The 14,268-nt window shown below is 64.0% G+C and carries 9 protein-coding genes; 1 reads left to right on the forward strand and 8 read right to left on the reverse strand.

Going from position 1 to position 14,268, the window contains the following annotated elements; all coding sequences use genetic code 11:
- Nucleotides 1–144 precede the first annotated feature (144 nt).
- The 3 genes from trpA to trpB all read right to left on the reverse strand — a co-directional run bounded on the left by trpA (nt 145) and on the right by trpB (nt 2,829).
- Nucleotides 145–945 (reverse strand): tryptophan synthase subunit alpha, encoded by an 801-nt coding sequence (trpA, locus tag ACVOLL_RS16700; RefSeq protein WP_481513907.1) that lies wholly within the window; start codon nt 943–945, stop codon nt 145–147.
- Between the two features lies 1 nt (nt 946).
- A complete protein-coding gene (locus ACVOLL_RS16705) occupies nt 947–1,444 on the reverse strand; it encodes a hypothetical protein (protein ID WP_481513908.1) in 498 nt (165 codons plus the stop codon).
- 167 nt (nt 1,445–1,611) lie between these two features.
- Nucleotides 1,612–2,829 (reverse strand): tryptophan synthase subunit beta, encoded by a 1,218-nt coding sequence (gene trpB / locus ACVOLL_RS16710; protein WP_481513909.1) that lies wholly within the window; start codon nt 2,827–2,829, stop codon nt 1,612–1,614.
- A gap of 94 nt (nt 2,830–2,923) precedes the next feature.
- Here trpB and ACVOLL_RS16715 point away from each other — a divergent pair, with 94 nt between their 5' ends.
- Complete coding sequence (locus ACVOLL_RS16715; protein ID WP_481513910.1) at nt 2,924–3,814, forward strand: LysR family transcriptional regulator; 891 nt, start codon at nt 2,924–2,926, stop codon at nt 3,812–3,814.
- Between the two features lie 169 nt (nt 3,815–3,983).
- Here ACVOLL_RS16715 and ACVOLL_RS16720 read toward each other — a convergent pair whose 3' ends face one another.
- The 5 genes from ACVOLL_RS16720 to ACVOLL_RS16740 all read right to left on the reverse strand — a co-directional run bounded on the left by ACVOLL_RS16720 (nt 3,984) and on the right by ACVOLL_RS16740 (nt 14,057).
- Complete coding sequence (locus ACVOLL_RS16720) at nt 3,984–5,087, reverse strand: toxic anion resistance protein (protein ID WP_481513911.1); 1,104 nt, start codon at nt 5,085–5,087, stop codon at nt 3,984–3,986.
- A gap of 63 nt (nt 5,088–5,150) precedes the next feature.
- Nucleotides 5,151–5,873 (reverse strand): hypothetical protein, encoded by a 723-nt coding sequence (locus tag ACVOLL_RS16725; RefSeq protein ID WP_481513912.1) that lies wholly within the window; start codon nt 5,871–5,873, stop codon nt 5,151–5,153.
- Entirely contained in the window at nt 5,866–11,226 is a 5,361-nt protein-coding gene (locus ACVOLL_RS16730) for a DNA repair ATPase (protein WP_481513913.1), read from the reverse strand. Before ACVOLL_RS16730 ends, ACVOLL_RS16725 begins: the two co-directional genes overlap by 8 nt.
- 141 nt (nt 11,227–11,367) lie before the next feature.
- Nucleotides 11,368–13,368, reverse strand: coding sequence for a flotillin family protein (locus ACVOLL_RS16735; protein WP_481513914.1), 2,001 nt, complete (start codon nt 13,366–13,368; stop codon nt 11,368–11,370).
- A complete protein-coding gene (locus tag ACVOLL_RS16740; RefSeq protein WP_481513915.1) occupies nt 13,368–14,057 on the reverse strand; it encodes a hypothetical protein in 690 nt (229 codons plus the stop codon). Before ACVOLL_RS16740 ends, ACVOLL_RS16735 begins: the two co-directional genes overlap by 1 nt.
- Nucleotides 14,058–14,268: the final 211 nt, after the last annotated feature.

Consider the following 14,268-nt stretch of genomic DNA (forward strand, 5'->3'; position numbering starts at 1 on the left):
CCGCCGCGCCCCGGGGCCGCCCCCGCGCCCCGCGACCGCCCCGTCCCCCTCCCCGCCCCCGCTCCCCCCAGCTCCGAGCCCCCGCCCCCCCCGCCGCCCCCCCCCCCCCCCCCCCCCCCCCCCCCCCACTACAGGTCACGCCGTTCAGCGATCCAGGGCTTCGCGCAGCGGCTTGAGAAATGCTGCAGCCGCGGCCACCGGATCGATCATCTCATCCATGGCTGAGACCAACGCACTACCAACCACCACACCGTCGGCATCCGCCGCCATCGCCGCCGCGCTGGCCGCGTCCTTGATGCCGAAGCCCGCAACTACCGGCGCGCTGGAACGGCTGCGCAGCAGGCGCAGGCGCTCACCGGCCGCGGAACTGTCCAGGCGCTCGGAGGCTCCGGTCACGCCAGCAAAGCTGACGTAATACAGATAGCCCTGCGCCGCCTGGCAAAGGCTGTCCAGGCGCGCATCGCTACTGGTCGGCGAGGCCAGCAGGATCAGGGCCAGGCCGGCTTCGGCAAACGCCGCTCGTGGCTCATCAGCCTCTTCCGGCGGCAGATCGACCAGCAGAATGCCGTCCACACCAGCTGCCACAGCCTCTTCGGCATAGCGCGCATAACCGCGGATCTCAACCGGATTCAGATAACCCATCAACACCACCGGGGTGGTCGCATCGGTCTGGCGAAAGCGCGCCACGGTATCCAGCACGTACTGCCGCCCTGCCCCGCGCGCCAAAGCACGCTCCGAGCTGCGCTGGATGGTCGGGCCATCGGCCATCGGGTCGGAAAACGGCACGCCCAGCTCGATAACGTCGGCACCGGCCTCGACCAGCGCATGCATCACCGGCACGGTCGCCTCCAGCGAGGGGTCGCCAGCGGTGATGAAGGGAATCAATGCCTTGCGGCCGGAGGCACGCAGGCGGACGAAGCATTCGTCAATTCGGGTAACAGCCATCTCAGGCACATCCTTCAATCAGTTCAACCGCATCGGGCTGGCCCCAGTAAATCGAGGTGATCAGGCCGTCGAGTGTCTCCAGGCGCAGGGCCAGCTTGGCTGCCTTGTCGGTCCAGGTCAGGTAGTCGCCGTTCGGCGAGTTATAGGCATGCGGACTGGTCACCACGCCCGCCGGCAGATGCTGCTTGGCCTGGGTGACCGTCATTCCCACCCACAGATTGAACGGCGTCACCTCGGCACCAGGCGCTGGGGTGGCGACCTCCTGGCCAGGTTCGAAGGGGGTATTCACCTCGAAGCGCACTATGCGATCGGCGATCACCATCATCGACATGTTCTCGGGCAAGGAGCCCTTGTCGTAGTACTCGCAGTCACCTTCCATCGCCCCACGCATGCCGTGCGAGACGAACGCCTTGTCGCCCGGTGCCTTGCCGAACGGTGCGCCGATGCGCAGCTCACCCAACTGACCCAGGCCGGCCGCGGCACTGGTAGCGGGACTCACTGCCGGGGCGGGTGCCCGGGACGCCTTTGCTGCCGCGGGCGCAACAGGCGCCGGCGGAGCTGCAGCAGGTTCCGGCGCGGGGGCTGACGGCGCGCATGCGGCCAAGGCCGAAACCAGGCCCAGCAGCAACGGCGTGCGCAGCGAACCGGGACTCGCGAAGCCGACCATCACAGCACCAAGCCTTCGCGCGCGGCGATGGTGTGTACGTCCTTGTCACCGCGACCGGACAGATTGCACAGCACCAGCGCGTCCTTGGGCAACTCGCGCGCCAGCTTGATCGCATGGGCAACCGCATGGCTGGATTCCAGCGCCGGCAGGATGCCTTCAATGCGGGTCAGGCGATGGAAGGCGGCCAGCGCTTCCTCATCAGTGATGCCCACGTACTGCGCGCGACCGGTATCGGACAGGAAAGAATGCTCGGGGCCAACACCGGGATAATCCAGGCCGGCGGAAATCGAATGGGTCTCGGTGATCTGGCCATCGTCATCGCACAGCACATAGGTACGGTTGCCATGCAGCACGCCCGGGCGCCCCGCCGAAATGGAGGCGGCGTGACGGCCGGTATGGATGCCGTCGCCGGCAGCTTCGGCACCGTAGATCTTGACCTCGCGGTCATTGAGGAAGGCATGGAACAGGCCGATCGCGTTGGAGCCACCACCGACGCAAGCGGTGATCGCATCGGGCAGACGGCCATAGTATTCAAGCATCTGCGCACGCGCCTCGCGGCCAACGATGGCGTTGAAGTCACGCACCATGCGCGGATACGGGTCCGGGCCAGCGACAGTACCGATGATGTAGAAGGTATCGCGCACATTGGTGACCCAGTCGCGCATCGCTTCGTTGAGCGCATCCTTGAGCGTGGCCGAGCCGCTGCTGACCGGCACCACGGTGGCACCGAGCAGCTTCATCCGATACACATTGATCTTCTGCCGCTCGATATCGGTGGCGCCCATGTACACCACGCATTCGATGCCCAACCGCGCGGCGACCGTGGCCGAGGCCACGCCGTGCTGGCCGGCACCGGTCTCGGCGATGATGCGGGTCTTGCCCATACGCGCGGCCAGCAAGGCCTGGCCGATGGTGTTGTTCACCTTGTGCGCGCCGGTGTGGTTCAGGTCCTCACGCTTGAGCAGGATCTGCGCGCCGCCGACGTCCTTGCTAAGGCGTTCGGCGTGGTAGATCGGGCTGGGCCGGCCTACGTAATGCTTCAGGTCCTTGTCGTAGGCGGCAATGAAGGACGGATCGACCCGCGCCTGATCGTAGGCGGCTGCCAGCTCCTGCAGCGGCCCGACCAGAGTTTCGGCGACAAAGCTGCCACCAAAGCGGCCAAAGTGCCCACGCGCATCAGGGAAGGCGTGGAAATCGGAGATCGACGAATCAGTCATGACGTCACGGCTACAAGGAACAGGCAAGCACTCTAGCGCAGGGCCGATGACATAAAAATGGATAATTTGGCGACTACATGTTAGAAAAACTCACATGAAGACCCGCCAGCCCCTGCCCTCGCTCAATGCCTTGCGTGCCTTCGAGGCTGCAGCACGGCTGCGCAGCGTCAGCATGGCCGCCGCCGAGCTGCATGTCACCCATGGTGCAGTGAGCCGGCAACTGCGGGCGCTGGAAGAAGAACTGGGATTGGTCCTGTTTGAACGCGACGGCCGCGGCATCCGCCCCAACGCCGCTGGCCATCGGCTTCTGGAGGCGACTTCCGGCGCGTTCTCGCAGCTGCGCGACTGCATTTCCTCGCTGCGCCGGCCGCAGCGCAATGACGCCTTCGTACTTGGTTGCCCCGGCAGCCTGCTGGCGCGCTGGATGATCCCGCGCCTGCAGGACCTGCAACGTGACCTGCCCGGCCTGACCCTCCATCTGGCGGCCCAGGATGGCGATTTCGCCCCGCGGCTGGACGGGCTGGATGCAGCACTGATGCTCGGCCAGGCCCCTTGGCCGAACGGCTGGCAGGTACACACGCTGGCGCCCGAGCGGATCGGCCCGGTGTTCAGCCCTTCGATGCATGGTGCGCATGTACTGGCCCGGCAGCCTATCGATGCCGTGCGTGGTCATGCACTGCTGCATACGCGCTCACGCCCACAGGCGTGGCCGACCTGGGCAGCGCGCAATGGCATTGATGCGGACGAACTGAGTTATGGCACCGGCTTGGAGCACCTGTATTACATGCTGGAAGCTGCTGTCGCCGGATTGGGCATCGCGATTGCGCCTGAGCCACTGGTCGCTGACGATCTGGTCAACGGCCGCCTGATCGCGCCGTGGGGGTTTGTTGATACTGAAGGTTGCTGGGCGCTGTGCACTGCCGGCGACCAGCAGGATCCGCGTGTGAATGCATTGGCGGATTGGCTGCGCAAGCAGCTTTTGTAGGAGCGGCGTAAGCCGCGAAGCTGACAATACTTGAAAGGCCTGAGAGCTTACCCCTCCCCAACCCTCCCCTTTGCTACGCAAAAGGGAGGGAGCAACGGCGCTGGTGCCAACGGCGTCTGACGCATCGCCGGCTTCGCGGCTGACGCCGCTCCTACAAACAGCGCTGCTCCTACATTCCTGCGCCCTGCGTCGGCTGTGCCAGCCGCTGCTGCACATCCTCGCGCAGACGCGCCAACTCGACTTCCGCCTGCTGCCGCTGCTGCATGCCTTCGCGGTGGATGCTGCGCACCTCTTCCACCGTGGCGATCAGCTGCTCGTGGACATGGCGTAGGGTCGCCACATCGATCACCGCACGCTGGTTGGCCTTGGCCGTTTCCACCGAGGTCTGGCGCATCAGGTCGGCATTGCGGCGCATCAGCTCATTGGTGGCATCGTCGATGGCATTGGACAGATCCACCGCATTCTTCTGCTCGCCCAGCGACAGCTGGATGGCGAACTGGCGCTTCCACGACGGGATGGTGATGTCGCGTACAGCGTTGAATTTCTCGATCAGCTGGATCGCATTGGCCTGGATCAGGCGGATCATCGGCAGCGACTGGTCAGCCGCGTGCTGCATCACCGTCAGATCACCCACGCGCTTGTCGAGCAGACGGATCGCGTTGTCGATCTCGCCACGCCGAATGCGCGACTGCGGATCTTCCAGACCAACCAGCGCGTGCAACTCGTTGTTGAGTTCGGCCAGGCGTTGCTTGCCGGCAGCGATGTGCAGACCAAGGCTCTGCCGCTCGTCACGGACGATGGCATGCATGCGATCAAACTCACCGACGCGCTGGCCCATCTGCGCCTGCTGCGCACCGACATCACGCAGCAGGCTCTCGATCTGCTGGTTGGTGTCGCTGAATTTCTGCACCAGCTCGCCTTTGGAAGCGCGCATGCGGTCGATCAGGCCACCGATCACCGGCACTTTGGAACGCTCGTTCAAACCGTCCAGCTTCAGCGAGCGGGCGATACGCACGACCTCACCGAGCTTCTCGCCCGAGGCATCCAGGTCGCGGTTGCGCACGTGGTCCAACAGCTGACTGGAGAAGGCCGCACTCTTGCCCGCCGCATCACGGCCGAATACATGCAGATTGCCCGGGCTGATGTCGTCCAGCGTGCGCACGATCTGCGCGATCTGCGGGCGGTCGGCTTCGCTCAGCCCCAAGGCGACCAGCGTGGTGCCATCAACATCGGCGGAAGGGCCGGCCGGCAGCGGCAACGAATCCTGGGTCATCAGCAGTTCTCCTTGAGCAAGTGGCGCGCCGCGGCGCGCGAGCAATCATGTGCAGGGTGGATCTCAGCGCAGTCTAGCCTGCATGGCCCTCACCTCGTCGAGAATCCGTGACTGCGCCTGCGCAGCCTGTTCAAGTTGCGCCTGCTTGTCGGCGGCGCGCGCAGCCAGGCTTTGCTGCCGCCAAAGCGGCAACAAGACGTCGCGGATACGCTGGTAGCGCTCGATCAGCTCCACGCCCTGGGCGTGCAGCAAACGTAGCTGGTCGGCCTCGGTCTGCCGCAGGCGGGCGAGCCCACGCAGGTGTTGCAGGCGCCGTTGCAACGCGGCCCGTGCCACTACCTCGGCAGGTTGCGGGATGGCCTCGCCGGCAGCAGCCCAATCATCGATGGCGGCCACCGCCAACTGCACCTGGGCAATCTGCTGCAGATGCTCGCCCAGCTCCTGCTGCAAGGCCTGTACGCAGGCATCGGCACGTAGCAGACAGATATCGAGCTGCCTCGCCAGCTGCTCGGCCCGCGCCTGCGCCTCGACATCACGCCCCAACAAGCGGCCAAACAATCCCACCGAACGGCGGATCTGGCGACCATCGGCTGCCGACATCGCCTGGCGGATGTTGTCCATCTCCGCGACCAGCCGCGCTGCGGCCATTCCGGTCTGCGGCGTAGCCAGTAGTTGCTCGATCGCGACCAGTAGTTCCGCGCCGTAGCTGGCCACGGCCGCCGCATCATCGGCTTGCAGCGGCGTCTGCGGTGGCAGCGGCAACAATGGCGGCGTCACATCAGGCATCGTCCGGCGCTGCATTGCCGCGACTGCCCTGCTGACCCGGCACCACCACATTGCCGCCGTAGAAATGCCGCATCAGCGCTTCGTCCAATGCCTTCTCTTCCGGCGTGCGCGCGCGCCGGACGCGTGGCGCTGGCTTGCTGCTGCCGCCGCCGTCCTTGGACAACCACTCCTGCAGCTGTGTGGCCAGGCCGGCCAAGGCATCGCCAACCTCGCCCTGCCGCTGCTGCGCCGCCGCCAACACCTGCAACAACGGCGTCAGATCCTGCACTGGCGCAACCGGCGCCACTGCAGCAGGCGGCGCCGCCACCACCGCTGCGGGACGCTCGGCAACCGACTGCAACAAGGCCACGATCTGCTCCCACGGTGCTTCGACCTGCGGTGCAACTGGTGCAACCGGCGCGGGCTCATCAGCACGCAAGCCCTGTAGACCACTGGCGATATCGGCCAGCTGCGCGACCATGCGCGCGCCAGTGTCGGCATCGTCACCGCCCATTGCTTTGTCGCGCATGAAATCGCGTTTGATCTGCTCCCAGCGCGCCAGCTGCGTCGCATCCAATACCTCGCGCAGTTCGCCCAGTTTGAGCAGATTTTCCTCGGAGCCACTGGTCAGCAGCTGCGACTCGCCAAGATAGTGATCCGTCACCAACTGCTGCAGCTCGGCAGCATTCATCACCGGCGAGATCTTCTCCGACAGCTTGTTCATGTTGCGGTAGCTGCCTTGCAGGCGGAACGGCGGCTCGACGCGGTACTTGTCGGCCTGCGCGGCACTGGCGATGTATTGCTGGTTGACCCGGTAGACCACCTCGCGCACCTGCATCAAACGCTGCAGGGTGGCGACGATCTCGTTGATCTCCGCGCCGCTATAGGCATGACTCAGTGCATTGGTCGAAACGTCTTTCCCCGCCGCCTTGTCGACCAGCAGGTAAAGGTCAGCCAGGTCACGGGTCGCCATCGGCGCCAACACCTGGCTGGAGGTCAGGCTGTTCTCGATGTAGCTCAGCTTGAAGGCCTCTTCCATGCCCCCGAGTACATCACCGAGGTTGTAGATATCGGCACGGTTGGCCAGCATGTCCGGCACCTTGAATACCTCGCCGGACTCGGTATACGGGTTGCCGGCCATCACCACGCAGAACTTCTTGCCGCGCAGGTCGTAGGTCTTGGTGCGGCCCTTCCAGACACCTTCGATGCGCCGGGTGCCATCGCACAGTGAGATGAATTTCTGCAGGAACTCCGGATGGGTGTGCTGGATGTCGTCGACATACAGCATGGTGTTGTTGCCCATCTCCAGTGCCAGATTGAGCTTGTGCAGCTCCTGCCGGGAGGTGGCATCCGGCGCCTGCTCCGGATCCAGCGAACGCACTTCATGGCCCAGGGCCGGGCCGTTGATCTTCATGAAGACCAGGCCAAGCCGATTGGCCACGTATTCCATCAGCGTGGTTTTGCCGTAACCGGGCGGACTGATCATCATCAGCAGGCCCATCAAATCGCTGCGCTTGTTCTCGCCCACCGTGCCCATCTGCTTGGCGAGGTTGTCGCCGATGATGGGCAGGTAGACGTCATTGATCAGCTTGTTGCGGACGAACGAGCTCAGCGGCCGCGCCTGGAATTCGCTCAGCCGCAGGGAATCGCGTTCGCGTGCACTGATGCGATGACGCAGCGCCTGGTAGCGCTCGAAGCCGGGTTGGAACTGGCGGCGATGCGACTGCCAGCGCTGCAGGAAATCATCCACCGCCAACTGCAGATGGCCTTGGGCGACGCGCGGGTGTTCACCGAGCAGTCCGCCAACATCAGCAATCAAGGTCACCTCGCGTACCTGGCTGCGCAAAGCGCGCTCGCCGAGCAGCATTGCTGCAGCTTCCGGCACATAGCCGGCCATGGCGGCAAACTTCGGCTGGCCACACATTGCCTGCAACCATTGCAGCGCCTGCGCCCATTGCAGGGCCAAGCGTGTGTTCAAGCGTTGCAGGCTACGATCGAACGCATCCGCTTGCCCGGCAGCCTGCAGCTGTTCGCGCAGGCCGTTGAGCAACTGCCGCGCGTAACCGCTGAAGGAGAAGGTTGGCTCGCCGTTGCCAAGCTCGGCCAACAGGTACTCTGCGGCCAAGGCCGGCACGCCGCTATCGAACGGCAAGCCATGCTCGTCCCGGAAGGCCACCAATGTCGACGCGATCTCCGTGCGCAAGGCTTCAAGCCCGTCCCGCACATTGAACAGCTTGGCGATGGCGAACGCACCGGCGGCGCGCTCCAACCACTGGCTCACTTCCTCACGCTTGCCCTCACGCGCCCAGAACAGCAAGGCAAGCGCGCGTGGACCCGCGGCGTGCACCAACGAACCGGCCGCCTGATACAGCGGCAGAACCGCCTGCAGGATCAGCGTTGCATCATGATCGTGGATGCCCTTCTCGTAGCCTTCGCGGTAGCGCGGCGCGGCGAAATCGCGCACCCGCTTGGCCAATGCATCGGCTTGTGCGGCTTCGCGCAGCAACAGCTCGACACTGAGACCTTCGCGGCCGTTGATGGCAGCATCCAGCAGCAGACCCGACAGATACTCGCCGCGATAAAGTGCGGGCGACTCCGAATCCAGCGTCACCGACCAATAGTCGCGCAGCGCTTCCAGCTCGGGATCGACAATGGCTTCGTAGTAGTCAGTGCCAGTCAGATGTACCGCCAGGCCATCGCCGCGCGGCAGGATGGTCAGATCCAGCGGCTGGGTGTTGACGCTGAAGCGATGTCGGCCGAGACGGATGATGTTACCGCCGCCTTCGAACAGATCACTGCGGTCACGCAGCGCCCGCACTGCCTGGTCGCGCACGCCCTTGAGCCGCGCTTCCACGTCATCGGCCTTGACGCTGTCCTTGTAGCTACGCAGGCGATCGGCCAGCTCACGCAACTTCAGGATCAGTGGGTCACCGGCGAAGAAAGCGTTCAGTTCATCAACAGTGGTGAAGCGCTCGGTGCGCTTGGCCAGGCCATCAAGGATGCGGTTGGCTGCGTCCAGTACCGACTGCGCCTTGCGCTGGCGCGCATCCAGCAGAGTCTGCTTATGCGACTCGAAGGTATCCAGCAGCTCCTCACGCTTGTTGAGGATGTCGCCAAGGAACTGTTCATGCTCGCCGAACTGGCTCTCCAGTTCCTCCAGCTGCACCATCAGCCGCGACAATTGTTCGTCGGCGCGCTCCGGGTCGGTCGCCAAACCCAGGGCACTGGTGATGGCCTGACTGAACAGGGAGAACTGCGCCCCAAACTGGGCCACAGCTTCAGCCGAGCCCAGCGAACGACGGCGCTGATCCGCACGAGCGCGTGCCTGGTTGAGCTTGGCGTAGATCGCAGAAATCGCCTCGACCACGCGTGTGCGCTGCGCGGCGTCATCCACCTTGAGGCTGGCCATCAGCTCGGACAGCATGTCCAGATCGCCCGACATCACCTGCATCTGCGCGATCTGCTCGGACAGCTGCTTGGCGGTCTGCGCCACTTGCGCGGCGGCATCCAGCTCCTGCAACCGATCGGCGAACGGCTGCAGCGCCTTGTCGCTGCCAAGGAACTCACCTGCCGCTGCACCAACCCGGTCATGCGCCTCCTGCAAGGAGACATTCATCGCGTCGATGGCGGCAACGTCCACGTAGCGGAAGTCGCGTACGGTCAACAAGCGGCCGCGCAGCTTGCCTATGTCACCCAGCGATTCGACAAACTCACCGATCTTTGTCCAGTTCTGCGGCTGCAACCGTCCAAGCAGCGTCTTGTGCGCGGCGGTGACCTCGGCCATCGCCTGCGCCGACTGCTTGCGGATGCTCTCGACCTTCTCGTACTCGTCGAGCATCGACTCGCCAGTCGCACTGATCTCGCGCAGCAGCGTCGCGGCACCGTCGCAGTTAGCATCATCCAGCCAATGGTGGGCATCGAACAGACGGCGCGCGTTATGGGTCAGCAGCTCGTAGCGGGGCAGCGAGACCTCGCGGCTGTCGATCTCGCGACCGAGATCGAGCAGATTGGAGATGCCACGCACCAACTCGGCATTGCCGATGCGGGCCATGAAGCTGGTGCCGGTGGGTGCGTGTGCAGCGAACTCATCACTGCTGAATGGAGTCTGCCAGACCTGCATCGGATGGACGCGCGTAGGCTCCTCGTTCTCGGCATTGAACAGCACCATGCGGCCATCGCGCATGAAGGCGTAGCCCATGCCGAACACCGGGTTCTGCAGTACGCGCTGGATGCTGTTGTAGACGAACAGCGCCGACTTGCCAGCCTCGCGCTCGTAGAAGATGTACAGCATGTCCTCGCCATTGGGCGAGCGGATCGAGCGCTTGTAGCGCATGCCCTGCATCGAGGCATCGAACGCCTTGTGCTCGCCGCTTTGCAGGTAGTAGCCGCCTGGGAAGATGACGCCATGGTCATCGGGCAGCTGCACGCATGCCTGCACGATGGCGTCGTTGCGCACCACCTTGCCGGTCAGCGTGTTGTAGATCAGACCGCGCCAGCTGTCTTCGCGATAGGGCTGGATCTTCAGCAGGATCAGCGAGCCAACCCTGACGAAATCAATGGTCGCGTCGTCCACCGACTGGGTGCTGTCCTCGACCGGCTCGCTGTAAACGCCCTGCCCGGTCTCGGTGTTGTTCTCGACCTTGATGGTCAGATCGCCACCGGTGGTTTCGACGAAGATCGTGTCGAGGATGTTCAGGTGCGGGAAGCGACCGGTGATCAACATGTCACGGCCGGCACGCACCCACTCAAAATCGAACGGCGGCGGCAGCGCGATATCGCGTTCGCCACGTGCATCGATATAGGTCAGCTCGCCACTGGGCGCCATCGCCCAGCGGAACACACGCACATCGGTACTACGCTCGCCAATCTGGAACGACGCCAGCAACTTTCCATCGCGCACAATCAACTGCAGCAGGCGCGCATTCTTGTAGTAGGCGTAAAGCTCGCCAAAATCGTGAACGAAGCCGGCCTGCGCCAGGAAGCTGTTCTTCAGATCCACCGGGGTGACGTCATACCCCTCGGCGCCATCCACCAGACGATAGAGTCCGAACACGTCCTCGATGCGGGTCTGTGTCTTCAGGCCGATGAAAACGTTGTAGCCGAACAACAGCAGATCATCGCCGACCTGCACCACGTCGCGACCCACGCAGTTGTTCTCACTGCGGATGCGGAAACGCCCGATCACTTCCATCCGGCTGTCGCCGAATTCGTGCAGCCGGCGCTGGTTCAGCGCCTCCACCACTTGCCGCAGACGTGCGCCCTGGTCACTCAGACGCTTGCGCAGCACCTCATAGGCACCGCCTTGCGCCACCGCCTGATCGGCGATGGAGCCGCCTTCCGGCGTAACAGCAGCGTCCAGATTTGTATCGGCCATCGGTAGTTCCCTGCTCTGACATCGGCAGACGCCGCCCTCAGGTCGGAGCCGCCGATGCCCTCATCCTCATGTGCCGCATGCTACAGACCTTGCGGCGCGCAACCGCCCCGCGCGATGACACCGCGCAGGGCATGCATTCACTCAGCCAGCGTCCGACTCCACCGCCGGCGTGTCGGCGATGCGGCGGGCAGGCAATCCGCGTGCGGACATGTCCACACCGAGGAAGCGCTGCATCAGGTCCTGCACGATCGGGCTCTTGTCGGTCAAGCCTTCAATCGACTTGCCCAGCGACACCGCCTTGATCAGGTTCTCGAACATACCGCCATCACCGCCAACCATGTCGATCTTGGCGTTACGCAACGCGCTGGCGATGACCTCGGCGTTCTCCTTGGTCACTTCCTTGCCGGCGTCGATGGTCGCCAAGGCCTGACGCAGACCGGTTTCCAGGGTCATGCGGAACTCTTCATGGCCGCGTGCGGTATCGCCCAGCGAATCGATGGCCTGGAACTTGCGGGTCAAACCGTCGGCCTCGGCGAACAGCTTCTTCTCGATGACGGTGGCTTCTGCCACGCCCAGCGTTTCGGTTGCCGTTGCCTTGGCGCGACCCATCTGCTCCTCGCCCTGCGCACGCGCAGCCAGCTGCTCGGCCAGCACCTTGGCTTCGGCCGTACCCTGCTTCAGGTTGGCATCGGCCATCGCATCGACCACGCGCGCTTCGGCGATACCGACCTTCTCGATGGCCAGCGCGCTGGCTTCCTTGACCTGTGCATCTGCCAGACCCGGTGCGGCACGCTCGGCGCGCACGCCATCGGCCAGCGCCTTCTTGGCTTCGGCCTGCTTGCCGGCGGCATCGAACTCGGCCTGCGCCAGCGTGGTGATCTCCACCGCGCGGTGCTTGGCAGCAGCCTCGCTTGCCTCGGCTTCCTTGACCTGCTTGAGCATGGCTTCCTGCGCCTGCGCCTCGGCCTCGAGAATGGCGACCTGCTTCAGGCGGTCGGCTTCCGACACCTGGCGCACTTCCTTGATGCGTTCTTCTTCCTGCGCCACGGTCTTGTCGATGGAGATGCGCTCACGGGTGATATTGGCAACATCCATCTTGCCCTGCTCGACCACCTTGTCGCGCTCAACACCCTGCAGCTGCACTTCGCGATCGGTGGTGACCTGCTCCAGCTGGCGTGCGCGTGCCACGCGCTCGACTTCGATGGCGACGGCGCGCTGACGGTTCTGCTCGGCCACTTCCACTTCGCGCAGGCGGTTCTGGTCGCGGATGTCGATCAGCTGCTGCGCTTCGATACGCGCATTCTCGGACAGCTGGCGCTGTTCTTCCTGCACCTTCAGGGTCTCGGCTTCCTCGCGGGCACGGATGGTATCCACCTCGCGCTTCTGCCGTGCTTCGGCCTCGGCCTGCTGCCGCTCAAGCGCCAGCGTGGCTTCCTTGGCTTCGACATTCTTCTTGGTGATGGCCAAGCGCTCGTTCTGCGCCAGTTCGTTGGTGATCACGTTCTGCGCGGCGGTCAGTTCGGTGATCTTGCGGATGCCTTCGGCGTCGAGGATGTTGCTCGGGTCCAGCAGCGACTTCGGCGTCTGCTCCAGGTAGTCGATGGCCACGTCTTCCAGCGCATAACCGTTCAAGTCGTTGCCGATCACCGCGATGATTTCGTCACGGAACTCCTGGCGCTTTTCGAACAGCTGGGTGAAGTCGAACTTCTTGCCCACGGTCTTCAAGGCTTCGGAGAACTTGGCGTTGAACAGGTCGTCGACCGCGTTCTTGTCCGAGGCGCGGTCGGCACCAATGGCCTTGGCCACGCGCAGCACATCGGCCTGGGTCTCGTTGACGCGCAGGTAGAACGCAACGGTGATATCGGCGCGCATGTTGTCGCGGCAGATCAGGCCTTCCTTGCCACGGCGGTCAACCTGCAGGGTGATCAGGCTGATCTTCATGTGCTCGGCGCGGTACAGCACAGGAATGATCAAGGCGCCGGTGAAATGCACCTTGGGTTGCGCGCTCATGTCGTTGACGATCAGCGCGGTGCCCTGGTCAACCTTTTTGTAGAAGGCTTTGAACAGACCGGCCAAACCAAGGAAAAAAACCAGCAGGGCAGCAACCCCGATAATGAAAGGGGCCAGCGCAGCAGTACTCATCAGTGGATCTCCTTGTCGCCTGATACATCAGAAGGGAAAACGTCCAAGCCTGGCAGGTCGGTATCAGCGACCACCAGGTAGTGATTCTTGTCGGGCAGGTATTCCACCAGCCTTACACGTTGGCCACGCGGCAAACGGCTGCCATCACGTACACGCACATGCAGGATCAGACCAGCACCGCCGTCGTCCATGCTGGCATAGCCCTGCGTGGCGGTGACTTCTGGTGAGGTGACCAGCGCAACCCGGCCGAGGATGGACTCCTGGGCAACCGGCCGAAGCTTGAGCAGCAGGCGGCGTATTGGCCGCAGCACCCAGGCCGACACCACCGCACCGGGAATCAAGGCGGCAATGGCCACCACCGTGCCGACACCCCAGCGCAAAGGCGCGGGCAATGACTGCAGGAAGAAGAGTTGCACCAGATAGGTGATGGTCCAGCCGAAAAAGGCCAGCAGCAACACCACCAGCATGGTCGGCGCGCCACCGAGGCCGAGCCGCGCGAACATCGCGGCAACACCTGTGGCGCCATGTTCACCACCATGGGAATGAAAGTCGGCGCCGTCGCCGCTACCAATGCCACCGTCATCGACGATACCGGTCGCGGCCAGCAACCAGTAGATGACAGCAAACGCAAACACGACGCTGTAAGGCAACGTCGGGTAGGACAGCGCTACTTCCAGAAACTCCGCCATGCACACTTTCCTTGTGGCGCCCAGCTGCTCAGCGGGAACTGCCCCAGCCTGCAAGCTGTGACAGCAACATCCGTTTCCCGCAGGCATCCGTGCTTGTCGCCGTGGACACCATCATAAGGGAATCAGCCCGGGCATGAGCTGCAGGCATTTCCCAAAGAGTGCGGCAGGCCCGACTATCGTGGTGTGAAACGCGGCATCAGGCACACCGGGC

The organism is Stenotrophomonas sp. STEN035 (assembly GCF_056759935.1).

What these genes read in the sequence shown, in the direction of transcription:
- trpA (WP_481513907.1), bottom strand. Translation starts at nt 945, where the DNA reads ATGGCTGTTACCCGAATTGACGAATGCTTCGTCCGCCTGCGTGCCTCC.
- trpB (WP_481513909.1), bottom strand. Translation starts at nt 2,829, where the DNA reads ATGACTGATTCGTCGATCTCCGATTTCCACGCCTTCCCTGATGCGCGT.
- ACVOLL_RS16715 (WP_481513910.1), top strand. Translation starts at nt 2,924, where the DNA reads ATGAAGACCCGCCAGCCCCTGCCCTCGCTCAATGCCTTGCGTGCCTTC.
- ACVOLL_RS16720 (WP_481513911.1), bottom strand. Translation starts at nt 5,087, where the DNA reads ATGACCCAGGATTCGTTGCCGCTGCCGGCCGGCCCTTCCGCCGATGTT.
- ACVOLL_RS16725 (WP_481513912.1), bottom strand. Translation starts at nt 5,873, where the DNA reads ATGCCTGATGTGACGCCGCCATTGTTGCCGCTGCCACCGCAGACGCCG.
- ACVOLL_RS16730 (WP_481513913.1), bottom strand. Translation starts at nt 11,226, where the DNA reads ATGGCCGATACAAATCTGGACGCTGCTGTTACGCCGGAAGGCGGCTCC.
- ACVOLL_RS16735 (WP_481513914.1), bottom strand. Translation starts at nt 13,368, where the DNA reads ATGAGTACTGCTGCGCTGGCCCCTTTCATTATCGGGGTTGCTGCCCTG.
- ACVOLL_RS16740 (WP_481513915.1), bottom strand. Translation starts at nt 14,057, where the DNA reads ATGGCGGAGTTTCTGGAAGTAGCGCTGTCCTACCCGACGTTGCCTTAC.